Genomic DNA, 23646 nt, shown 5'->3' on the forward strand with positions numbered 1-23646 from the left:
TGTTTAGTTGCCCTGCTGGCCCTGGCCGCTTTCACCCTGCTTGGTGTCATCGTTCTGGATGCCTTTGCGGCGCTTCTGGGGCTGCGCCGACATCTTGCCGAAGCGGTAGTTGAAGGCCAGCCGCACGCCGCGCATGTAGATATAGTTGTTGCTTTCCTGCGTGAACTGGGGCGTTTCCAGGATGGTGTTCAGGTTGCGCGTAGCCCGCAGGAAGTTGTCGGCGCTGAGTGTCAGGTCGGCTTTGTCCTGGAGCAGGCTCTTGCGCAGGCCCACCGAGTAGAACGTCCAGGCGGCCTGCCGGCCCTGCAGCTGAATGCGCGGCGAGTTCAGGCCCCCGAAGAACTGCAGCGCCAGACCGCGCTGCCAGCTGGCCGCTTCCGCATCATCGAACTTGGCGAATTTGTAGCTGGAGTTGAGGTTGAGGTTGTACATCAGGCCGCTGTTGTCGAGGGCCGCGCCGGTCAGGTCGAGGGCGGGGCTGCGCAGCGTCACGTAGTAGAAGTTGAGGTTGCCGCTCAGGTCCCACTTCGGCACCGGCTTCACCGAGCCGAACAAGCTTACGCCGTACGTAGCGTTGCGCCCGATATTGCGGAACGTCTGGTTTTGCACGCCATTCTCATCCACAAACCGCACCGTTTCAATAGCGTTGCCGGTGCGCCGCACATAGGCCGAGCCGTTGAGCACGGTGCCTTTGATGAAGGTGGTATAGTTCAGCTCGTAGCTGTCCGTAAACTCCGGGTTCAGGCGCGGGTTGCCGTAGCTGATGTTGAGCGAGTCGGAAGCGTTGACGAACGGGTTCAGGTAGAAAATCTGGGGGCGCTGAATGCGGCGGGAGTACGCCAGGCGCACCGTCTGGCCGGGTTTGCCGGGCTGGTAGCTCAGGCTCACGTTGGGCAGCAGGTTGGTGTAGTTCTGCGTGAACGTGCTGGCTTCACCCTGCTGAAAGCGCCCTTCGATGTCGGTGTGCTCGAGGCGGGCGCCCAGCCGCGTGCTTACCTTTTTGCTCAGGCTGAACCCGTAAGTGGCGTAAGCCGCCAGCACGTTCTGGTCGTAGTCGAAGGTATTGGACCGCTCGGCGCTGCGCACCAGCTGGCTGTTGCCGGTGGGGTCGGTCTGTACGTCGTAGTCGCTGCTCACGCGGCGCAGAATGCCTTTGGCGCCGGCTTCCAGCGTCGCGGTTTCCGACAGCGGATGCGTGTAATCGGTCTGGAGCGTGGTTTCGAGGTTGCGGCTGAGGTTGTCGCTGCCTTCGCGGTAGCTTCGTTCGCCCTCCGTGGCGCGGCCCGGAAACTGGTCCAGGTCGTAGCGCTGGGTGTTGCGGTTGCGGGTGTGCTGGCCCAGCAGGCTCCATTCGCGCTTGGGCTTGCCCTCGAAGGTGCGCGTGTAGGAGCCGCTCACATCGTAGCTCTGGGTGCGGAAGTTGCGGTCGGTGGCGCGCGTAAAGGCCGGAATGTTGGCCAGCTGGTTGAACTGATCGTAGTCGCCCTTATTGCGGAACAGGCTGCCCTGCACGCTCAGATTAAGGTTGTTGTACTTGTTGGGGTCGAAGTCGAAACCCAGCCGCCCGAAGCCGCCGCCGCCCAGCGTAAACCCGTCGCCCTCCTGCCGGAGCGACTGCTCGAACAGGCCCTGCTCGTCGCGCACGCTCCGGGTCAGGTCGTTGCGGTTGGGGCTGTAGAACATGAAGCCGCTGGCCGAGCTGTTGATGCCGATTTTGCCGCGCCGCACGTTCAGCGAGGCGTTGGCATTGGAGCTGCGCGTACCGCCCGCCACGCCCAGGCTGCCGTTGGTGCCTTCCAGGTTGTTTTTCTTGAGCGTGATGTTGATGATGCCGCCCGTTCCTTCCGCGTCATACTTGGCCGAAGGCGTCGTAATCACCTCCACGGTCTTAATCTGGTCGGCCGGAATCTGCTTCATGGCATCAGCCACGGAAGAGGCCACAATGCCGGAGGGCTTGTTGTTGATGAGCACGCGCACGTTGGAAGTGCCGCGCAGCTCCACGTTGCCATCGGGGTCTACGTTCACGAGAGGCACTTTGCGCAGCACATCGGCGGCGGTACCGCCCGTATTGGTCAGGTCCCGGTCGGCGTTGTAGACGATGCGGTCCGGCTTGGTTTCCACCATGTCCCGCTCCCCGGTCACGGTTACTTCGCCCAGCTTTTGCGCGGTCGAAGTCAGCAGCACGCTGCCCACGTCCACGGTGCCGTCCGTCACGGTTACGTTCTGCACCTGCGCGCCATAGCCCACGAAGGTTACCTGCAGGCGGTAGGCCCCGGCGGCCAGCCCTTTCAGCACAAACCGGCCCCGCTCATCGGCAGCCGTGCCATCAATAGGCCGCTCACTGTCGGCTGGGAGCAGGGCCACGGTGGCAAACTCTACCGGCTTTTTGGTGGCTGCATCCAGTACCGCACCGGTAAGGCGGCCGTTGCCCTTCGGCGCTTCCGGCAAACTCAGGCGAGGAGCCGGGGCGGAGCCGGGCGCTGCCGGCGGGCGTTGGCCGGCAGGTGCGGCCGGGGTCTGGGCCAGGGCGGGCAGTGTCAGCAGCCCGGATAAGTATAGCGGCAGATACAGGTTTTTCATGATGTAGTAAGGTGGAAAAGGGCGCTGGAGTGGTGCAAATAGACCGGCTTTCCGGCAAAGCTGAAAGCAAAATGTGCCGAACCGTTGGAGAGCCGGGACGAAGCGTTGTAGGAGCCACCCGAACGGTAAGAGCAGCTGGTTGAGCCAGGGTCACAGCAGGCAAGGCCAGGGTTGCACATCACTGGGGCAGGACAGGGACAAAAAAAACAGCCACCCTGGATGGGGTGGCTGAGTAATGTTGCAGAGGTGTGCGGGATAAAAGCTTTTTTTCTGGCAGCAAACCTACTAAAAACCCGCGAAAACCAAAGCATAATGTGCTATATAGCCTATTTGGCGGCCAGCTTGCGGGCTATTTCGGCGGTGTGTCGGCCCTGGTAGCGGGCCCCTTCCAGCTCGTTGCCGCTGGGTTGCCGCTCGCCCTGGCCGCCGGCCACGGTGCTGGCGCCATACGGCGTGCCGCCCGTCATTTCGTGGTGGCCCATCTGGCCCTGCCACGCGTAGGGCAGGCCCACCAGTATAAAGCCATGGTGCAGCTGCATGGTATGCACCGCCCGGATGGTGGTTTCCTGGCCGCCGTGCTGGGTGGCGGTGCTCACGAAAGCCCCGGCTACTTTGCCCACCAGCGCCCCTTTGGCCCATAGGCCGCCCGTGGCATCCCAGAACGCCTGCATCTGACCGCACATGTTGCCGTAGCGCGTAGGCACTCCCACCAGAATGGCGTCGTAGTCGGTCAGCTCCTCGGGCGTAGCCACCGGAATGTGGGCAAAGGCTTTCTGAGCTTCCGTGGCACCAATCTGGTCCAGCAGCTCCTGAGGCAGGGTTTCGGGTACTCGTTTGATGGTTACTTCATTGCCTTCTACTTCGCGGGCGCCTTCGGCTACAGCTTCCGCCATCTTGTAGACGTGGCCGTAGGTGGAGTAAAACAGAACCAGGGTTTTCATGGGAATGTGGGTTAAGGAAACAGAAAGCCAGTGCGAGGCATACGGTAGCTCGGCACTATAAGGTGCGTGCCCCGTCTCCACGCCAGATGTGTGGTGCAGAAAAAAGCCCGGGAGGCTATATTTTAAAAATCGGGATGGGCGCATGCAACCGTTGGCGGCGGCGGCGGGCTCTTGGGGATGTCGTCGGTTTGCCGGCGCACGTGTTATCTTTCCTGTCCTCGTTTCTGCTTATGTATCCTAGCTCTATTGTGCGCGCGCAGCCCCTTCCCCAGGGTATGTCCGCCCCTACGCACGGCTCCGGCGCCGCAGGCCGGGCAAGGCAGTGAGGGCGCTTTCATCGGCACTGCAACCCATGAGCGGGTTGCGGGGTCTGCTGGCCGGTGCGCCGGCTTCGTCCGAGGCTCTCACCCCGCCACCTCCCGCCGTGCGCCCCCTCATTCCGCCTTCCCAGTTAAGCGAGGCCGAGCTGATAGACGGCTGCTTAGCCGGCAGCCGCCTGATGCAGAAATACCTCTACGAGCGGTTTGCGGGCCGGATGATGGCCGTGTGCCTGCGCTACGCCCAGACCACGTTCGAGGCCGAAGACGTGCTGCAGGAAGGCTTTGTCACGGTGTTTCGCAACCTGGGCAGCTTCCGCCGCGAGTGTCCGCTCGAATTCTGGATTCGCCGTATCATGGTGAATGCGGCCCTGCGCCAGCACCGCCGCAATGCCCCCCTGGTGGCCGTCAGCGAAGGCGAATACCCGGAAGAGCTGGCCGGCGAGGAGTTCACGCTGTCCAACTACGGGTTCGAAGACCTGCTGGCTATGGTGCAGGAGCTGGCCCCGCGCTACCGCATGGTGTTCAACCTGTTTGCCATCGAAGGCTACGGACACAAGGAAATCGGCGAAATGCTGGGTATTTCCGAAGGCACCAGCAAATCACAGTACTCCCGGGCACGGGCAATTTTGAAGTCTAAAGTCGAGCGTCTCGACGCGCAATCCAAGCATGGCCACTTCCGCTCCTAACAATACCCCCGACCCCCGGCCTACCGGCGACCTGGAACACCTGTTCCGGCAGAAGTTCGCGGAGGCAGAGGTAGCACCACGCGCCAGCCTCTGGGAGCAGCTCGACCATGAGCTGCTGGTGCAGCAAAACGAAACTTACCGTCGGCGGCTGCTGGGCTACCGCTGGGCGGCGGCGGCTTCACTGCTGCTGCTGGCCGGCGGCGGCACCTGGCTCAGCTTCCAGCCCACTGCCACTGCCCCAGGTGCTCAAACGGGCGTGGCTACCACTACTACGCCAGCCTACCGCGAAGCCTCATCCGGCTCGTCGGTAGGAGGGGAGGTCGTACCCGGCTCGGCCACTCGCCGCGCTGCTTCGGCCTACAGCCAGCAGGGAGCCTTAGCAGCCTCCGGCAACGGCGGCCATCAATTCGGTGCGGCCCGTGCCGCGCGCTCCGTCTCGGGCGAAACGGCTGCCAGTGACCTGGGCAGCCGGGTGCAGGACCTGCTGAGCCTGGGGCGCCGCCGCAACACGGCTGGCAGCGCCGAGCACAGCCTGGGGTTGAATAGCGGCCAGCGCGGCGTCAGCGCCCTTGGCTCGGAGTTGCTGCAGGACGGCTACAGCCTTACTTCGTCCTCCACGGGTGCCACCGCCACGGCCGGCACTTCCGGTATGGCAGTGGGCGGTAGCAGCCTTGCCGATGGACTACTGACGCGTACCGCGAAGCTGCCGGGTGGCCTGGCCGGCTTCGGCCGTCCCGAAATGCTGCAGCCGGTGGCGCAGTCTGCCAGCCTGCTGGCGGCCGCTGAGCCCGAGGAAGAAGTGCTGGCCGAAGAAAACGAGCCGCAAACCACGAAGCCGCGGCGCTGGAAGTTGAACGCTGCTTATGCGGCCTCGGCTTTCAACCCCAACGCCAATTTTGCCAAAGGCACCGCTACTTCCCCGTCGGTCAGCTACGCGGACTTATCGTCGATAAAAACTTCCGGCGACGCGTACGACGCGGCCGCCGCCGAGTACCGCGACAACCTGCAGGCGGGCCTGGGGCAGCGCGTTTCGCTCACCGCCGACTACTCGCTGAACGACAACTGGGCGCTGGCGGCTGGTCTGGCCGTGGCACAGCAGGAAGCCAGCTCCGCCACTTCCTGGTATTTCCTGGATGGCAAATCGACGGCGGCGGCGTTCTACTCGCCCCCGGCTTCGGTGGGCAACAACATACCGCCGCGCTACAACATGCCGCTGCGCAACGTGAACTACCGCTACCGCACCGCCAGCCTGCCCGTGAGCGTGCGCTACACCACCGACGCCAAACAGGGCTGGTCGATTTATGCCAAGCTGGGCGCGGCCGTAAACGTGCTGCTGGGCTCCCGCACGGAGCTCGAAGGCGTGCCCGAAGCCACCCGCGTCTACTCGCTGGCCTCCGCCGACTCGCCTTACCGCAAGGTGCTGGCCTCGCTGCACGGTGGAGCCGGGGTCCGGTTCCGGCCGGCGGCGGCCTCCTGGAGCTTGGCCCTCGGCCCCGATCTGGAAGCCGGCCTGACCACTCTCAACGCCAACCCGACGCAGAGTTTGCTGCGCCAGGGCCGCCCCTACGCCATTGGCATGGAAGCCAGCGTGGAGTTCGGCAACGTGAAAGCCGCGCCGGTAGCCCGCCGGTAACCTCAGCCCGAACGATATCGACGCACGTTTCCTCTCCGACTGCCCTGCTGGCCTGCGCGTAGCTTCTCGCCCGCAAACGCCCAGTAATGATTCCGAAAACCTGTCCGCTCGCCGGACAGGTTTTTTTGTTTCCCGGGAAACCTACACTTTGCTAACACAGTTATGCTAGGCTGGCTTTTCTGCCGGCCGCCGGCCCTGCCGGCTATCCTTTTTCCTGCTGCATGAAGTATCAACTCACCTCGGAATTCAAGCCTACCGGCGACCAGCCCAAAGCCATTGCTCAGCTGGTGGAAGGCATCAACAACGGCGAGCCGGCGCAGGTGCTGCTGGGCGCTACGGGCACGGGCAAAACCTTCACCATGGCCAACGTTATTGCCGAAACCGGCAAGCCGGCCCTGGTACTCTGCCACAACAAAACGCTGGCCGCCCAGCTCTACGGCGAGTTCAAGCAGTTCTTCCCCAACAACGCCGTCGAGTACTACATCAGCTACTACGACTACTACCAGCCCGAGGCCTACATTGCCAGCACCGACGTGTTCATCGAGAAAGACCTGGCCATCAACCAGGAAATCGAGAAGCTGCGGCTGCACTGCACCTCCACGCTGCTCTCGGGCCGCCGCGACGTCATTGTGGTGGCGTCCGTGTCGTGCATCTACGGCATCGGCAACCCCGAGGAGTTCAGCAAAAACGTGATTTACATGGCTCCCGGGCTGCGGTACTCGCGCAACAACCTGCTCTACCAGTTTGTCCAGATTCTGTATTCGCGCACCGAAATGGAGTTTACGCGCGGCAGCTTCCGCGTGAAAGGCGACACCGTGGACGTGTTTCCGGCCTACGCCGACTACGCCTACCGCATCTTCTTCTACGGCGACGAAATCGAGGCCATCCACAAGATTGACCCGCAGAGCGGCAAGAAGCTGTCCGACGAAAAATCGGTGACGCTGTACCCGGCCAACCTGTTCGTGACCGGCAAGGACACGCTCAACCAGGCCATCAAGGAAATTCAGTTTGATCTGGTGCAGCAGCATGCCTACTTCGAGAAGGAGGGGCGCGACTCCGAGGCCAAGCGCATCATGGAGCGCACCGAGTTCGACCTGGAAATGATTCGGGAGCTGGGCTACTGCTCCGGCATTGAGAACTACTCGCGCTACTTCGATGGCCGCCAGCCCGGCAGCCGCCCGTTCTGCCTGCTCGACTATTTCCCCAAAGACTACCTGCTGGTAGTAGACGAAAGCCACGCCACCATGCCCCAGATCCGGGCCATGTGGGGCGGCGACCGGAGCCGCAAAACGGCCCTAATCGAGTATGGTTTCCGCCTGCCCTCGGCCTTCGATAACCGTCCGCTGACTTTCAACGAGTTTGAAAGCATGTTTCAGCAGGCCGTGTACGTGTCGGCGACGCCGGCTGACTACGAGCTGACGCAGTCCAACGGCATCATTGTGGAGCAGATTATCCGGCCTACGGGCCTGCTCGACCCCGAAATTGACCTGCGCCCCAGCGCCAACCAGATTGACGACCTGCTGGACGAGGTAGATAACCGCGTGAAAATGGGCGACCGGGTGCTCGTGACTACGCTCACCAAGCGCATGGCCGAAGAGCTGCAGAAGTACATGGAGCGCCTCGGCATCAAGTCCAGCTACGTGCACTCCGACGTGAAAACCCTGGACCGGGTAGAGATACTGCGGCAGCTGCGCCTCGGCGAAATCGACGTGCTGATTGGCGTGAACCTGCTCCGCGAAGGCCTCGACTTGCCGGAAGTAAGCCTCGTCGCCATTCTGGATGCTGACAAGGAAGGCTTCCTGCGCGACCAGCGCAGCCTGATTCAGACCATGGGCCGCGCCGCCCGAAACGACCGGGGCAAAGTCATCATGTACGCCGACCGGATGACGGGCTCCATGCAGCGCGCCATTGATGAGACGAACCGCCGCCGCGCCACCCAGCTGGCCTACAACCAGGAGCACGGCATCACGCCGCGCACCGTGCGCAAGAGCCGGGAGGCCATCATGGAGCAAACGTCGCTGTCGGATTACCGCATCCAGGAGGGCGCTGCTTACGCTGGCCCCGATACGGATGGGGCGCTGGCCATTGCCGCCGAGCCGGTGGTGTCGATGATGAACCGGCCGGATCTGGAGAAGCTCATCAAGCAGACCGAAAAGCAGATGGAAGCTGCCGCCAAGGACCTCGACTTCCTGACGGCCGCCAAGCTCCGCGACGAGCTGGCCGCCCTGAAGCAGGTACTGAAAACGAAGCGGGAGTAACAGCTTGTTTCCTTTCGCTACGCAAAGCCCCGGCCGCCCCGCCGGGGCTTTTTGCGTTCTGGGCCCAGGCAGTACAGCCGTTACCAGCCGGTTGGCGTACTTTGGTGGAGCTATTAGGCTGCGGCTTCTATGAAAATACTGCTGGTTGAAGACGAGCCCAAGCTGGCTTCGTTCGTGAAAAAAGGGTTTGAGCACGAAGGCTACGAGCTGACCATCGGCTACGATGGCCGCATGGGCGACTCGCTGTTTCAGCAGCAGCCCTACGACCTGGTGATTCTGGACGTGAACCTGCCGTATCTGAACGGTTTCGAGCTGTGCCGCCGCATCCGGGAAACCGACCGGCAGGTGCCCATTCTGCTGCTCACGGCCCTCGACTCGCTCGATGATAAGGTGACGGGCTTTGAAGCCGGCGCCGACGACTATCTGGCCAAGCCGTTTGCCTTCAAGGAGCTGCTGCTGCGGGCCCGTGCCCTCACCAAGCGCGCTTCCGCCAACGAGCCCAACCGCCAGGTGCTGCGCATGGCCGACCTGGAGCTCAACCTCGACTCCAAAATAGTGACCCGCAACGGCCAGCGCATCGACCTGACCACGCGGGAATACGCGCTGCTGGAGCATCTGCTGCTGAACCGGGGCAAAATCGTGAGCCGGGTGGATATTGCCGAGCGGGTCTGGGAGCTGGATTTCGATACCAGCACCAACGTCATCGACGTGTACGTGAGCTACCTGCGCAAAAAGCTGGACCGTGACTTTTCGCCCAAGCTGATACATACGGTGGTGGGCATGGGCTACGTAATGCGCGAGGGCTGATGCTGATCCGCAACAAGCTGATGCTGCGGTTTACGCTGCTGGTGCTGGCCATTCAGGTCAGCTTTTCGGCGTTTATCTACTACTTCTACGCCACCACGCGCCGGCAGCGCTTCGAGCACCGCCTGGAAAATGCCGCGACGCTGTCGGGGCGGCTGCTGGTGCGCACCGGCAAGCTGGCCACCGGCAACCTGGGCAGCATCCGGCGCGGCGACCTGCTCACAATTGCCGGAGAGGAAATCAGTATTTATGGCCCATCGGGGGATTTGCGCTACAGCAGTGCCGATGCCATCAACCAGGCGCCCAATCTGCTCCGGCTGAAGCGCCTGAAGCCGGGCAAGCCGCTGCTGTTTACGATTGGGCTCAAGCGCGAAGCCATCGGGCTGGCCTATGAGCACCAGGGCAGCTTCTACTACATCTTTGTTTCGGCCGTGGACCGGATGGGCTGGGCGCAGCTGGACCGCGTGCGGCTGCTGCTGCTGGTAGGCAACGTGGGCGCGCTGGCTCTCACCATTCTGGCGGGCTGGTATTTCTCCGGCTCGGCGCTGCGGCCGGTGGCGCGCATCATCCGGCAGGCCGAGCGTATTTCGGCCTCCAACCTGGGCCGCCGCCTCCACGAAGGCAACCGCCGCGACGAAATGGCCCAGCTGGCCATGACCTTCAACGTCATGCTGGCCGGGCTGGAGCAGGCGTTTGAGTCGCAGAAAAGCTTCCTGTCGCACGCCTCGCACGAGTTGCGCACACCGCTCACCACGCTCATGGGCACGCTGGAAACCGCCCTCACCTACGACCAGACGCTGGAAGAAGCCCGGCAAAGCATGAGCGAAAGTCTGGAAGCCGCCCGTCACCTCCACGGCCTCACCAACAGCCTGCTGGCGCTGGTCAAGATAGATGGCGCGCTGCCGGCCCCGGTGCCCGTGCGCCTCGATGAGTGCCTGAGCCAGGCGTTGGACTACGTCCGCGTCAACTACCCGGGCCGGGAGCTGCGGCTGGTGTTCGGGGAATTGCCTGAGGCAGACGAATCGGACGTGTTTATGGTGCCCGGCAATGCGCAGCTGCTGACCACGGCCCTGCTCAATCTGCTCGACAATGCCTGCAAATACTCGGCAGGGCCGGTGCGGGCCGAGCTGGCCTATGCCGATGCCCATACGTTGCGCGTCCGCATTATCGATACCGGCCCTGGCCTCTCGCCCGAGGAGCTAAAGCGCATTTATGAGCCGCTGTACCGGGCTTCCGGCGCCGTTAGCCGCCCCGGCTACGGGCTGGGCCTGCCGCTCACCCAGAAGATAGTGCAGCGCCACGGCGGCCGGCTGGAACTCGCGTCGGTAGTAGGGGAGGGTACTACCGCTACCGTGTGGCTGCCGGCGTCGGCGCAGTAGGCACGTAGGCAAAGTCGGCGGCCAATCGGCTAAATCAGCGCCGGAAGCAGGATTTAATATCTTCTAATCTGCTTCTCATCTCGTTTTAATGTCGGGGCAGGTCCTTTGTGAGGTAAATCAGTCACCCGACGATGACCTCTGAGCCCCGGCCCATCAATTTCCTGCTGTACCTCCTCACCCTGGCCGTTGTGCTGTCGGTGGGGCTGAACGCGTTTCTGCTGTACCGCACTCCGGAAGCCGAAGACGTGCAGGAAGACCTGTCGGAAACGGAGGCTGAGCTACACATGACCCAGCGCCTGCTGGCCCGCTGCCAGTCCTCGCACCAGCGCCAGGACAGCCTCCTGCTGACGCTGCAATCTACGGCCGTCACTACCACTTCGGCCCTCGTCGAGCCCTGAGCCCGCCGCTGGCGCCCCCTTGCTTCTCTGTCATCCATTTACCCAATCCATGACCTCTTCTCTTTTCCCTGCGCTTACCGCCACCTTGCGTCAGGGCTTGCCTGTACTACTGGGAGCCGCGCTGCTGGCCGGCTGCACCGCCGACGGCAAAGACCAGTCGGCGGCGGCTGAGGCCGCGCCGGTACTGCCGGTTACCACGCTCAAATTCTCGGAGCAGGAGCTGTTCCATGAGTATGTAGCCGATGTGCAGGCCGTGCGCAACGTGGAAGTGCGCGCCCAGGTGGGCGGTTTTCTGGAGCACATTTATGTAGACGAAGGCCGGACCGTGAAGAAGGGCCAGCCGCTGTTCCGCATCAATGCCAGCGCCTACCAGAACCAGCTCAACCAGGCCCGCGCGACAGTTTCGGGGGCAGAGGCTCAGGCCCGCGCCGCCCGCCTGGAAATGGAGCGCGTGAAGCTGCTCGTCGATAAAAACGTCATTGCCAAAACCGAGCTGGCCCTTTCCCAGACCAAGGTGAAGGATGCCGACGCCCGCGTGGCCGATGCCCGTACCCAGGAAGCCGCCGCCCGCCTCAAGCTCGGTTTCACGCTGGTAAAAGCGCCGTTTGATGGTATCATCGACCGGATTCCGCTGAAAGTGGGCAGCATGGTGGAAGAAGGCACGCTGCTGACGACCGTATCCGACCTGCGCTCGGTGTTTGCGTACTTCAACGTGGCCGAAGGCGAATACCTGGAGTACGTGAAAGCACGCCAGCGCCATCCCGAGCGCCACACCGATTCGGTGTCGCTGACGCTGGCCGATGGCTCGCTCTACCCGCTGGCCGGCCACATCGAAACCACCGAAAGCGAGTTCAACGCCAGCACCGGCTCCCTGGCTTTCCGGGCCCGCTTCGACAACCCCAAGCAGCTGCTCAAGCACGGCGCCTCGGGCCGGATTCGCCTCACCAACAAGCTGCCCGAGGCCCTGCTGGTGCCCCAGAAGGCAGTGTTCGAAATCCAGGACAAAAACTACGTGTACGTGGTGGACAGCGCCAACCAGGTGCACATGCGCAACTTCAAGCCCCAGACCCGCACCGGCCTCTTCTACGTGGTGAAGGACGGGCTGAAACCGGGTGAGAAAATCGTGTACGAAGGCACGACGGGCCTGAAAAACGGCCAGAAGATCCGGCCCCGCTTCGTGCAGCCCGACTCGGTGCTGGCCGTCGCGCACTAACGACAACGACTTCAACCGCCTAAAGTCAGGGCCGGGGCTTCCTGCTCCGTGGAAAAGGGGGGACAAGCCGTCCGGTGCAGGATGACACCGGCCGGCAGCAGCTTCCGGTCCTGGCTTTTTTATCACGCCGTCCCTTCCTCAGAGAGCTGAGGAAGGGACTCCGGCTGCCTTGCCACACCTACCTATGTTTGATATTTTCATACGCCGGCCGATTCTCTCGCTGGTTATTTCCGTGTTTCTGCTGCTGCTCGGGGTGCTGGCATTGTTCACGCTGCCCATCACGCAGTTCCCCGACATCGTGCCGCCCTCCGTGACGGTGACGGCCAAGTACACGGGCGCCAACGCCGAGGTATGCGCCAAGGCCGTGGCCACGCCGCTGGAGCGCGCCATCAACGGCGTGCCCGGCATGACCTATATGTCGTCGGTGAGCTCCAACAACGGCGTGACGCTCATCACGGTGTTCTTTAAAGTAGGCACCGACCCCGACCTGGCCGCCGTGAGCGTGCAGAACCGCGTCACGACCATCATCGACGAGCTGCCGGAAGAAGTAATCAAGGCGGGCGTGACGACGGAGAAAGAGGTGAACAGCATGCTGCTCTACCTCAACATCATGAGCGACGACCCCAAGGCCAACGAGAAGTTCATCTACAACTTCGCCGACATCAACGTGCTGCAGGAGCTCAAGCGCATCGATGGCGTGGGCTTTGCCGAAATCATGGGCTCGCGCGAATACTCGATGCGCGTGTGGCTGAAGCCGGACCGCATGGCCGCCTACAACGTGGGCACCGACGAAGTGGTGGAAGCCATCCGGGCCCAGAACGTGGAGGCCGCGCCCGGCAAGTCGGGGGAAAGCTCGGGCCGCCAGGCGCAGGTGCTGCAATACGTGCTGCGCTACACCGGCAAGCTGTTCGAGCCCGAGCAGTACCGCAACATTGTGGTGCGCTCCGGCGCCGATGGCTCCATTCTGCGCCTGCGCGACGTGGCGGAAGTAGAATTCGGCTCGCTCACCTACGGCATGTCTTCCAAGATTGACGGGCGGCCCTCGGCGGCCATCATGCTCAAGCAGCGCCCCGGCTCCAACGCCTCCGAGGTAATCGACGGCGTGAAAAACCGCATGGCCGAGCTGAAAGGCACCAGCTTCCCGCCCGGCATGACCTACAGCATCTCCTACGACGTGTCGCGCTTCCTTGACGCCTCCATTCACGAGGTGCTCCGCACGCTGGTCGAGGCCTTCCTGCTGGTGTTCCTGATTGTGTACATCTTCCTGCAGGACTTCCGCTCCACCCTGATTCCGGCGCTGGCCGTGCCCGTGGCCCTGATTGGTACGCTGTTTTTCATGCAGGTGCTGGGCTTCTCCATCAACCTGCTCACGCTGTTCGCGCTGGTATTGGCCATCGGTATTGTGGTCGATAACGCCATTGTGGTGGTGGAGGCCGTGCACGCCAAAATGCAGGAAAAGCACCTGCCGGCGCGGGCTGCCACCTTTGAGGCCATGCGCGAAATCAGCTCCTCGCTGGTGGCCATTACGCTGGTGATGTCGGCGGTATTTATCCCCGTATCGTTCATGGATGGCCCGGTGGGCGTGTTCTACCGCCAGTTTTCGCTCACGCTGGCCATTGCCATTGTCATTTCCGGCGTCAATGCCGTGACCCTCACGCCGGCCCTGTGCGCCATTATGCTGCGGCACACGCCGCTGGCTGAAGGTGAAAAGCCGAAAAGCATGATGGGCCGCTTCTTCGCCGGCTTCAACCGCCGCTACGAAGCCATGGCCGGCCGCTACCAGGGCCTGCTGCGCGGCGTGGCGGGCCGCCGCGTCGTCACGCTGGGCATGCTCCTGCTGTTTTTCGGGGCTACCTGGGGCGTGAGCCGCGTGCTGCCCTCCGGCTTCATCCCGACCGAAGACCAGGGCATGATTTACGTGAACGTGACCACGCCCGCCGGCGCCACCGTGGAACGCACCGAGCAGGTGCTGGCCCAGGTGCAGAAAATTGCCCAGGACCTCGGACCAGTTGAATCCGTTTCGACGCTGGCCGGCTACAGCCTCGTGAACGAAGTGGCGGGCTCCAGCTACGGCATGGGCATGATTAACCTCAAGCCCTGGGACCAGCGCGAAGAGTCGGTGCAGGATATGATTGCGCAGCTGGAAGAGAAAACCAAAGGCATCAGCGACGCCAGCATCCAGTTTCTGCCGCCGCCCACCGTGCCCGGCTTCGGTAACTCCAGCGGCTTCGAGCTGCGCCTGCTCGACAAATCCGGCACCGGCGACCTGCAGAAAACCGCCGACGTAGCCCAGACTTTTCTCACGGCGCTCAACAAGGAGGGCGCCATCAACGGAGCTTTCACCGGCTTCGACCCCAACTTCCCGCAGTACCTCATCCACGTCGACCAGGACATGGCCGCCAAGAAGGGCGTCACCATCGATAAGGCCATGAGCACGCTGCAAACCCTGATGGGCAGCTACTACGCCTCCAACTTCATCCGGTTCGGGCAGATGTATAAGGTGATGGTGCAGGCCTCGCCCGAGTACCGCGGCCGCCCCGAGGACGTGCTGGCCCTGCACGTGAAAAACGACCGGGGCGAAATGGTGCCTTTCTCCACTTTCGTGAAGCTGGAGCGTGTTTTCGGCCCCGACCAGCTCACGCGCTACAACATGTACACCTCGGCCATGGTCAATGGTGATGCGGCCCCCGGCTTCTCGTCCGGCGACGCCATCAGCGCCATCGAGCGGGTAGCGGCCAAGGAACTGCCCCGCGGCTACGACTACGAATGGAGTGGCATGACGCGGGAGCAAATCCTGAGCGGCGACCAGGCCCTGTACGTGTTCGGCGTGGTACTCATCTTCGTGTATCTGCTGCTGGCCGCCCAATATGAGAGCCTGCTGCTGCCGCTGCCGGTGCTGCTGAGCCTGCCCACCGGCGTATTCGGGGCTTTCCTGAGCCTGAAGCTACTGGGGCTGGAAAACAACATCTACGCCCAGGTGGCACTGGTTATGCTGATTGGTCTGCTGGGCAAAAACGCCATTCTCATCATCGAGTTTGCCGAGCAGCGCCGCCGCCAGGGAGCCTCCGTGCTCGATGCGGCCATCGAAGGTGCCGTGTCGCGTCTGCGGCCCATCCTGATGACGTCTTTCGCCTTCATTGCGGGCCTGATTCCGCTGGTAATTGCCAGTGGGGCCGGTGCCCTTGGCAACCGCTCCATCGGGACGGCGGCGGCGGGCGGCATGCTCATCGGCACGCTGTTCGGCATGGTCCTGATTCCGGGCCTGTACGTGCTGTTCGCCAGCCTCGAAAAGCCGAAAAACCCCGATGCTGACCCCGAAGAAGCCGACGAAACGCCGGCACTGCCCACGGCCCAGCATCGTCTCAACGGTGCGGCCGTGCCCGCCGGCGAACCTGTTCATTTCATCAAATAAGTATGCGTCTGCATTCTGCTATAGTTTCCGGTCTTACTGTACTGGCTTTGGCCTCCGGCTGCCGCGTGGCGGCTCCCACGGAGCCCAAAGCCAGTGTGGCGCTGCCTGCTGCTTTTGCCACCACCCCGCAGGGGCCGTCTGCCGTGGCTGCAACTACGGCGGGCGGTGCGCTGCCCACCACCCCGCCCGCCGATACGCTGAGTGCCGGCGCCCTGCCGTGGCGGCAATTCTTCGCCGACCCCGCGCTGGCGGCCCTGATTGACACCGCGCTGCAGCAAAACCTGGATCTGCGCATTGCCGTGCAGCGCGTCGAAATGGCTCGGGCCAACTACCTGGCCCGGCGCGGGGCGCTACTGCCCACCGTGTCGGCCGTGGGCTCGGCCGGCGCCGACCGGTACGGCCGCTACACGCTCAACGGCGTAGGCAACTTCGACACCAACCTGTCGCCGAATATTGAAGGCGGGCAGCGGATTCCGGGCCCGCTCACGCCGGATTTCTTCGTGGGGCTGCGCAGCTCCTGGGAAATAGATGTGTGGGGCAAGCTCAAGAGCCGCCGCAAAGCTGCGTATCTGCGGGTTCTGTCGTCGGAGCAGGGGCGCAACTTTGTGACGACCAACGTGGTGGCCGAAGTAGCGCGGCTCTACTACGAGCTGCTCACCTACGACAACCAGCTGGCCGTGCTGCAGCGCAACGTAGGCCTGCAGCAGAAGGCTTTGGGGGTTATGCGAATTCAGAAGCAGGCCGGCCGCGCCACCGAGCTGGCCGTGCAGCAGTTTGAGGCCCAGGCCTTGCGCACCGAAAGCCTGTCCTACGAAACCCGCCAGCGCATCACCGAAACCGAAGCCGCCATCAACCAGCTGCTCGGCCGCTACCCGCAACCTATTGCTCGCGGCGCGGCCCTGCCCCAGCAGACGCTACCCGCTCGCCTCGGAGCGGGCCTGCCCTCGGCCTCCCTGCTCCGCCGCCCCGATGTGCGCCAGGCCGAGCTGGACCTGCAGGCCGCCCGCGCCGACGTAGATGCAGCCCGCGCCGCTTTCCTGCCCTCACTCACGCTCACGCCCTACGTCGGGTTCAATGCTTTCCGCAGCAATATGCTGTTCGATCCGTCGTCGTTGGCATTCGGGGCAATAGCCGGGCTGGCCGGGCCCATTCTCAACCGGAGCCAGCTCAAAGCCGACCAGCGCACTGCCGTTGCGGCCAACCTCGAAACCTACTACCTCTACCAGAAAACCCTGCAAACCGGCTTTCGCGAAGTCGTGACCGGGCTGAAGGGCCTGGAAAACTACCGCTCCGCCGCCGCACTCCGCCAGCAGGAAGTAGACCTGCTCACCAAAGGCGTGGCTACGGCCAACGACTTGTACGTGGCCGGCTATGCTTCTTATCTGGAAGTTATTACGGCCCAGCGCAGTGTGCTGGAGGCCGAGCTGAGTCTGGCCGAAGCCCGGCAGGCCCAGCTACTGCAAAGTGTGAATCTCTACCGCGCCCTGGGCGGCGGCTGGCAACAGCCATAGTTTTTCTGCTGCCCTTCCTGGAATGGCCGTGCTACTAAGCACGGCCATTTTTTTGTGCTTTGGCTGGTCAGTGCCCGCGCATAGGCAGAGAAGGGCAGGCCGGTGGTTATTGAGCAGAAATATGAAACTTGGGGGCTGGTAAGCAGCGGTACCTAGTTCAGCCGCCTCGCCTGTCTGCCTTATGCCTCACTTCGGACCCCGATTTTCTTTTCTGGTACGATGTGCCTTCTTCCTGGGCCTACTGCTGGGTATAGGGAGTTGTGCACAGCCCGCCGCCAAGCCACGCTATACCATCGGCTTCTCGCAGTGCACCAACGGCGACGCCTGGCGGCAGGCCATGCTGGCGGGTATGAAGAAGGAGCTGAGCTTCTACCCGGAAGTGGATTTCCACATGAAGGACGCCAAGTACAGCAGCACCCTGCAGCAGGAGCAAATCAAGGAATTTCTGGAGGAAGGCATCGACCTGCTGATTGTATCGGCCAACGAAGCCGAGCCGGTGACACCCATCATCGAGGAAGTGTACAACCGGGGTATTCCGGTGGTTATTCTTGACCGGCGCACCACATCCAAGCTCTACACCGCCTATGTGGGTGGCAACAATGAGGAAGTGGGCCATACTGCCGGCAACTACGTGGCCAACCTGCTGAAACAGAAGGGCCGGGTGGTGGAGGTTCTGGGCGCGCCCGGTTCGTCGCCGGCCGTAGACCGGCATCTGGGTTTCGAGCAGGCATTGGCTGCCTACCCCGGCATTCAGAAGGTGGCGCAAATCAACAGCAACTGGGAGCGGCCCTCGGTGCTGGAGCGGCTGCCCGCCGTGCTGCGCGCCCAGCCCAATGTAGACTTGATTTTTGCGCACAACGACCGGCTGGCGCTGGGAGCCTATCAGGTATGTAAGCAACTGGGTATGCAGCGCCGCGTGAAAATTGTGGGCGTAGACGGGCTGCCGGGCAGCCGGGGCGGCATTCAGCTGGTGCAGGACGGTATCCTGACTGCCACGCTGCTGTACTCGCCCGGCGGCGAAGAAGCCATCCGCACGGCCATGCGCATCCTGAGTAAGCAGCCCTACGACAAGGAAAACATCCTCAGCACCATGGTTATTGACTCGACCAACGTGCTGACGATGAAGATGCAAACCGAGAAGCTCGCCAGCCAGCAGCAGGATATTCAGCGGCAGCAGCAGCTGCTACTGCAGCAGCGCGCTACCTACGCCAGCCAGCAGACGGTGCTCTACGTGTTGGCGGCCGCACTGCTGGGGGCGGCGGTGCTGGGGCTGCTGGCCTTCCGAGCGTTCCGCGTCAACCGCCGCATCAACCAGACCCTGGGCCAGCAGAACGAGGAAATCAGGTCCCAGCGCAACCAGATTCAGGAATTCGCTGAGCGGGCTAAGGTGGAAACCGAAGCCAAGCTGCGCTTCTTCACCAACTTCTCGCACGAGCTACGGACCCCACTCACCCTCATTCTGGGGCCCGTGGAGGAAATGCTGACCGCCAGCCCCACCGACCTGCCCGCTGCCCACCGCCACGACCTGAGCCTCATCCGGCGCAATGCCCAGCGGCTGCTGCAGCTCGTCAATCAACTGATGGATTTCCGCAAGATTGACGTGGGCAAGATGCCGGTGCGCGCCACTGAAGGCAATTTGGTGGGTTTCGTGCGCGAAATCATGGACGTGTTTGAGAAGCCTGCCCGGCAGCGCGGCATCAGCCTCCGGTTTCTGCCTTCGGAGCCGGCTATCCGCCTCTGGTTTGATGTGAACATTCTGGACAAAGTGTTCTTCAACCTGCTCAGCAACGCCCTGAAATTCACGCCCGACCGGGGCCAAATTACGGTGAGTCTGCAGCTGGTGCCTGCCGAAAACAGCGTACGGCTGAGCGTGGAGGATACCGGCCGCGGTATCTCGGAGCAGGACCGGGCGCACATTTTCGAGTGGTTTTATCAGGGGCAGCAGTCGGCGGCGCGCGGCTCGGGCATGGGGCTGGCGCTGGCGCTGGGCCTCACGCGCCTGCACCTGGGGCAGCTCACGTTCACGAGCCAGCCGGGGAAGGGCAGCACGTTCGTCGTGACGCTGCCGCTGGAGCTGCCGCCGGCCCTGAAGCTGCCCACGGACAGTGCGGCCCCGCAGGCTATGCCTGCCCTGGCGCTGGAAGAAGGAATTGCCGCGCCCGCCACTACTGGCGAGTTGCCGGCTATGGCCGGTAGCGAGGCGCTGGTACTGGTGATTGAAGACAACCCTGACGTTAATGCCTTCCTTACCCAGAAGCTGCAGCCGCACTTCCAGGTAAGTTCTGCCTTCGACGGAGCCACGGGCTTGCGCCTGGCCGCCGAGTCCATTCCGGACCTGATAGTGTGCGACGTGATGCTGCCCGAACTCAGCGGGCTGGAAGTGGTGGCCCAACTCAAGGGCGACTGGCGCACCTCGCACATTCCGGTGGTGCTGCTCACGGCCCGCAACGCGCCCGAGCAGCAGGTGGAAGGCGTACAGGCCGGCGCCGACCTCTACCTCACCAAGCCATTCAACCCCACTTTCCTGCTCGAGAGCCTGCGCACTTTGCTGGCCAACCGCGACAAAATGCGGGAGCATTTTCGGCGCGAGCTGAGCGTGGATACCGTGACGGTGGCGCCCCAGCGCGTCGACCAGAAATTCCTGGCCGACCTCACCGCCATTGTGGAAGCCAACCTCGGCCGCTCCGACCTGACCGTAGAAGATGTGGCCCGCAGCCTGGGCATCTCGCGGGTGCAGCTGTACCGCAAAGTGAAAGCCGTGCTCGGCACCGGCGTCACCGATTTCATCCAGGGCATCCGGCTCACCAAGGCACGCCAACTCCTGCTCGACGACGAGCAAACCATTGCCGAAGTAGCCTATCAACTGGGCTTCTCTTCACCGTCGTACTTCTCCACCAGCTTCAAGGCCCGCTACCAGGTGTCGCCCTCCGAGTTCCGGGCGCTGCATACCACGCCCAGTGCCTGAATCAATTTTGAAAATCAGGTATCAAAAGTGAAAATACACCTGTGAAAATAGTTGTGGTTGGTTTGTTAATATATTGATATAAAGGCAAGTAGGGGTGTTTTGTAGGATGGGCGTTTTTTGAAAGAGTTTGAGTGATTAGAGAAAGGTAGTCGGGCGCTTTTGCAGGAGATTTGAGCATCAATTCTGCGCTGCAAAAGCTACTCGCACTTGCTCCGGCCGCTGTGCGGCGGCCCTGCTGAGGCACTCCGCCGGTGGCCGGGCATCAGTTCTCTAGTCTTCCCCTTTTCCAAAAAATTCCCATGAAACACACTGTACCCCTGCTGCGCCAGGCCCTGGGCCTGACGTTGCTTTCGGTCCTGCCGCTGGCCGCTACTCCGGCCCTGGCGGCCGCCGACTTCCCTGTGGGCATGCTGGCCAACGTGCCCGTTACAGGCCGCATAGTTGACGAGAAAGGCGCCGGAATGCCGGGCGTAACAGTGGTCGTGAAGGGTACTTCGCTTGGCACGTCTACCGATGCCGACGGGAACTTCTCCCTCTCGGTGCCCGACAATGCCACGGCCCTGCAGTTTTCCTTTATCGGCTACAAGTCGCAGGAGGTGGCGGTGGCGGGCCGCACGTCGTTCAGCATCACGCTGGCCCCGGACGCGGCTGCCCTCGATGAAGTGGTGGTGACCGGCTACCAGACCCAGCGCAAAGCCGACCTGACCGGCGCGGTGGCGGTGGTGAAAACCGAAGAAATCCGGGACATGGCCTCCAACGATGTGACCCGCAACCTGCAGGGCCGCGTGGCGGGCGTGCAGATTTCGACCGACGGGGCGCCGGGTAGCTCGGCCACAGTACGCATCCGGGGCTTCGGCACGCTCGGCAACAACGACCCGCTCTACGTTATCGACGGCATCCCGACCAAGGAAGGCATCAACCAGATCAACCAGAACGATATCGAGAACATTCAGGTGCTGAAAGACGCTTCGGCGGCCAGCATCTACGGCTCGCGGGCCGGCAACGGCGTTATCATCATCACGACAAAAAAGGCCAAGAAGGGCGCCACCAAAGTAGACTTCTCGACCTTCTTCACGCTCCAGACGCCAGGCCCGAATATCAAGCTGCTCAACACGCTGGACTACGGCCGCGTGTATGGCCAGGCCGCCATCAACGACGGCACCAACCCCAGCCTGCCCTACTACAACTTCCAGACGAGCGTGGATGGCAGCGGCCGCCGCGTGCTGAACGGGGTGACGGTGCCGGAGTTCATCGACGCCGAGCGGACCCAGCGCGCCTCCGATACCGACTGGTTCAAGGAAACGCAGCAGAATGCCCTGATTCAGAGCTATAACCTGAGTGTGAGCAGCGGCAGTGAGCGGGGTGGGGCGTTGTTCTCGCTGAACTACTACGACAACAACGGCACGCTGAAATATTCCGGCTTCGACCGGTACACGGCGCGCCTGAACTCCGACTACAACTTCCTGAATGGCAAGCTGAAAATCGGCGAAAACCTGACCATCGTGAAGTCGCAGCGTGCTGAGTTTGACCTGAATCTGGTGCGCGACCGAACCACACAGCTGCCCTCCATTGTGCCGGTGCGCACCGCGGACGGGGTAGGCTGGGGCGGCCCCGTGGCGGGTATGAGCGACCGGGACAACCCACTGCGTCTGCTGAAAGACAACGAGCAGAACCGCTCCAACACCGGCCGCGCCTTTGGCAACCTGTTTGCCGACGCCGAAATCCTGAAGGGGCTGCACCTGCGCACCAGCTTCGGCATCGACTACAGCATCTACAAGTTTCGCCAGATCTACAAAACCTACCAGGCGGGCTTCCTGTCGGAGCAGAACAACCGCGTGACGGTGAACGACCGGTTCTGGGGCAACTGGGTGTGGCAGAATACCCTGAACTACGATATGCTGCTGGGCGGCAAGCACCAGCTGGGCTTTGTGGCCGGCACGGAGCGCATCAGCTACTACGACGAAAGCTCGTACGCCTCGCGCACCAACTTCGCCAGCGAAGACCTTACCTACGCCTACCTCGATGCCGGGGCCGCCAACAAAGACAACGGCGGCGGCGCCACGGTCTACCGGCTGGCCTCCACGTTCGGAAAAATCAACTATTCGTTTGCCGACAAGTATCTGGTGTCGGGAACGTTGCGCCGCGACGGTTCCTCGCGCTTCGGGGCCGACAACCGTTTCGGCATTTTCCCGGCCGTGTCGGCAGGCTGGCGCATGAGTGAGGAGTTGTTTGTGAAAGACAGCGCGCCAATCTTTTCCGACCTGAAGCTGCGCGCCGGCTGGGGCCAGACCGGCAACCAGGACATTGCCAACTTCGCCTCGCGCGGCCTCTACCAGTCGCTGCTGGGCACCCTCGACCCCAACTTCGAGTACGACCGGGGCACGGCCTACGACATCTACGGCAACGACACCAACCTGCCCTCGGGCTACCGCCGCTTCCAGCGCCCCAACCCGGCCCTGAAGTGGGAAACCACCACCCAAACCAACGTGGGGCTGGACTTCGGCTTCCTCGATAACCGACTGTCGGGTACCGTCGACTACTTCGTGAAAAAGAGCGAAGACATCCTCGTGAACCTGCCGTATCTGGCGGTAGTAGGGGAGGGCGGTGACCAGTTCGTGAACGGTGCTTCCATTGAAAACCGGGGCTGGGAATTCGTGCTGGGCTACCAGAACGAGCTGAGCAACGGCCTGACCTACAACATCTCCGGCAACCTTTCCACCTACCGCAACGAACTGACATTCCTGCCGGCGGAAGTAATCAACGCCTACGGCGGCAACGGCCAGGACGTGACGCGCCTGGGCCACTCCATCAACGCCGTGTACGGCTACGTGGCCGACGGTTTGTTTCAGAATGAAGGAGAAGTAACCAACCACGCCACGCAGGTGGGCGCCGCCCCCGGCCGCCTCCGCTACAAAGACCTGAACGGCGACGGCAAAGTCGACAACTTCGACCAGACATGGATTACGGAAGGTGTGCCCGATTTCAGCTACGGCCTGAACCTGGGCGCGGGCTACAAGGGCTTCGATGTGCAGCTGTTTTTCCAGGGCGTACAGGGCATCTACGCCTTCAACAACGCTAAATTCCGCACCGACTTTGCCTCGCTGGCCTCGGGCGAAAACTGGGGTGAGCGGCTGCTCGACGCCTGGACGCCGACCAACACCGGCTCCAGCATTCCGGCCCTTACGCTCATCAACACCAACAACGAGGGCCGCGCCTCCACCTACTTCATCGAAAACGCTTCCTACATGAAGCTGCGCAACCTGCAGGTGGGCTACTCGCTGCCGGCCGGTTTCGTGAGCCGCCTCAAACTGCAGGGCGTGCGGGTGTATGTGCAAGGCCAGAACCTGTTCACGGTGAAAAGCAAGGAGTATACCGGCGCCGACCCGGAGGTGACCAACTACCAGTATCCGGTGCCCCGCATTTTCTCCACCGGCCTCAACGTTTCTTTCTAAGATCAGAACTTAGAAATAAGAGCCTAGAATCAAGATTCCAATCCTTGAAAACCTGCCTCTAAGCTCTAACATCTTGGTTCTAAGCTCTAATCTA

Annotated in this window: 13 protein-coding genes; 11 read left to right on the forward strand and 2 right to left on the reverse strand. The window is 62.5% G+C overall.

Going from position 1 to position 23646, the window contains the following annotated elements:
- Window positions 1-3 precede the first annotated feature (3 nt).
- On the reverse strand, window positions 4-2580 hold the full coding sequence (locus tag BUE15_RS02970; RefSeq protein WP_073281226.1) for a TonB-dependent receptor: 2577 nt from the start codon (window positions 2578-2580) through the stop codon (window positions 4-6).
- Window positions 2581-2906: 326 nt separating this feature from the next.
- On the reverse strand, window positions 2907-3521 hold the full coding sequence (gene wrbA / locus BUE15_RS02975; RefSeq protein WP_073281227.1) for an NAD(P)H:quinone oxidoreductase: 615 nt from the start codon (window positions 3519-3521) through the stop codon (window positions 2907-2909).
- A gap of 352 nt (window positions 3522-3873) precedes the next feature.
- Here wrbA and BUE15_RS02980 point away from each other — a divergent pair, with 352 nt between their 5' ends.
- The 11 genes from BUE15_RS02980 to BUE15_RS03030 all read left to right on the forward strand — a co-directional run bounded on the left by BUE15_RS02980 (window position 3874) and on the right by BUE15_RS03030 (window position 23552).
- Window positions 3874-4527: an RNA polymerase sigma factor gene (locus BUE15_RS02980; RefSeq protein WP_170865175.1), complete on the forward strand. Its 654-nt coding sequence runs from the start codon at window positions 3874-3876 to the stop codon at window positions 4525-4527.
- Window positions 4508-6160: an outer membrane beta-barrel protein gene (locus BUE15_RS02985; RefSeq protein ID WP_073281228.1), complete on the forward strand. Its 1653-nt coding sequence runs from the start codon at window positions 4508-4510 to the stop codon at window positions 6158-6160. Before BUE15_RS02980 ends, BUE15_RS02985 begins: the two co-directional genes overlap by 20 nt.
- 221 nt (window positions 6161-6381) lie before the next feature.
- The gene (gene uvrB, locus BUE15_RS02990) at window positions 6382-8418 is read left to right on the forward strand and encodes an excinuclease ABC subunit UvrB (protein WP_073281229.1); all 2037 of its coding nucleotides are present in this window, start codon (window positions 6382-6384) and stop codon (window positions 8416-8418) included.
- Window positions 8419-8547: 129 nt separating this feature from the next.
- Window positions 8548-9225 (forward strand): response regulator transcription factor, encoded by a 678-nt coding sequence (locus BUE15_RS02995; RefSeq protein ID WP_073281230.1) that lies wholly within the window; start codon window positions 8548-8550, stop codon window positions 9223-9225.
- Entirely contained in the window at window positions 9225-10601 is a 1377-nt protein-coding gene (locus BUE15_RS03000; protein WP_073281231.1) for a sensor histidine kinase, read from the forward strand. Before BUE15_RS02995 ends, BUE15_RS03000 begins: the two co-directional genes overlap by 1 nt.
- 131 nt (window positions 10602-10732) lie before the next feature.
- Window positions 10733-10999, forward strand: a complete 267-nt coding sequence (locus tag BUE15_RS03005) for a hypothetical protein (RefSeq protein ID WP_073281232.1) — start codon at window positions 10733-10735, stop codon at window positions 10997-10999.
- 49 nt (window positions 11000-11048) lie between these two features.
- Window positions 11049-12212: an efflux RND transporter periplasmic adaptor subunit gene (locus tag BUE15_RS03010; RefSeq protein WP_073281233.1), complete on the forward strand. Its 1164-nt coding sequence runs from the start codon at window positions 11049-11051 to the stop codon at window positions 12210-12212.
- Window positions 12213-12396: 184 nt separating this feature from the next.
- Entirely contained in the window at window positions 12397-15624 is a 3228-nt protein-coding gene (locus BUE15_RS03015; protein ID WP_073281234.1) for an efflux RND transporter permease subunit, read from the forward strand.
- A 2-nt stretch (window positions 15625-15626) separates the two neighbouring features.
- Window positions 15627-17135 carry an efflux transporter outer membrane subunit gene (locus BUE15_RS03020; RefSeq protein WP_073281235.1) on the forward strand — a complete coding sequence of 503 codons (1509 nt, stop codon included), beginning with the start codon at window positions 15627-15629 and terminating at the stop codon, window positions 17133-17135.
- Between the two features lie 181 nt (window positions 17136-17316).
- Window positions 17317-20100, forward strand: coding sequence for a substrate-binding domain-containing protein (locus tag BUE15_RS03025; RefSeq protein WP_073281236.1), 2784 nt, complete (start codon window positions 17317-17319; stop codon window positions 20098-20100).
- Between the two features lie 299 nt (window positions 20101-20399).
- Entirely contained in the window at window positions 20400-23552 is a 3153-nt protein-coding gene (locus tag BUE15_RS03030) for a SusC/RagA family TonB-linked outer membrane protein (RefSeq protein WP_073281237.1), read from the forward strand.
- The last annotated feature ends 94 nt before the right edge of the window (window positions 23553-23646 follow it).

The sequence above is a fragment of the Hymenobacter psychrotolerans DSM 18569 genome, assembly GCF_900142395.1.
Taxonomy (GTDB): domain Bacteria; phylum Bacteroidota; class Bacteroidia; order Cytophagales; family Hymenobacteraceae; genus Hymenobacter; species Hymenobacter psychrotolerans.

What these genes read in the sequence shown, in the direction of transcription:
- BUE15_RS02970 (WP_073281226.1), bottom strand. Translation starts at nt 2,580, where the DNA reads ATGAAAAACCTGTATCTGCCGCTATACTTATCCGGGCTGCTGACACTG.
- wrbA (WP_073281227.1), bottom strand. Translation starts at nt 3,521, where the DNA reads ATGAAAACCCTGGTTCTGTTTTACTCCACCTACGGCCACGTCTACAAG.
- BUE15_RS02980 (WP_170865175.1), top strand. Translation starts at nt 3,874, where the DNA reads ATGAGCGGGTTGCGGGGTCTGCTGGCCGGTGCGCCGGCTTCGTCCGAG.
- BUE15_RS02985 (WP_073281228.1), top strand. Translation starts at nt 4,508, where the DNA reads ATGGCCACTTCCGCTCCTAACAATACCCCCGACCCCCGGCCTACCGGC.
- uvrB (WP_073281229.1), top strand. Translation starts at nt 6,382, where the DNA reads ATGAAGTATCAACTCACCTCGGAATTCAAGCCTACCGGCGACCAGCCC.
- BUE15_RS02995 (WP_073281230.1), top strand. Translation starts at nt 8,548, where the DNA reads ATGAAAATACTGCTGGTTGAAGACGAGCCCAAGCTGGCTTCGTTCGTG.
- BUE15_RS03000 (WP_073281231.1), top strand. Translation starts at nt 9,225, where the DNA reads ATGCTGATCCGCAACAAGCTGATGCTGCGGTTTACGCTGCTGGTGCTG.
- BUE15_RS03005 (WP_073281232.1), top strand. Translation starts at nt 10,733, where the DNA reads ATGACCTCTGAGCCCCGGCCCATCAATTTCCTGCTGTACCTCCTCACC.
- BUE15_RS03010 (WP_073281233.1), top strand. Translation starts at nt 11,049, where the DNA reads ATGACCTCTTCTCTTTTCCCTGCGCTTACCGCCACCTTGCGTCAGGGC.
- BUE15_RS03015 (WP_073281234.1), top strand. Translation starts at nt 12,397, where the DNA reads ATGTTTGATATTTTCATACGCCGGCCGATTCTCTCGCTGGTTATTTCC.
- BUE15_RS03020 (WP_073281235.1), top strand. Translation starts at nt 15,627, where the DNA reads ATGCGTCTGCATTCTGCTATAGTTTCCGGTCTTACTGTACTGGCTTTG.
- BUE15_RS03025 (WP_073281236.1), top strand. Translation starts at nt 17,317, where the DNA reads ATGCCTCACTTCGGACCCCGATTTTCTTTTCTGGTACGATGTGCCTTC.
- BUE15_RS03030 (WP_073281237.1), top strand. Translation starts at nt 20,400, where the DNA reads ATGAAACACACTGTACCCCTGCTGCGCCAGGCCCTGGGCCTGACGTTG.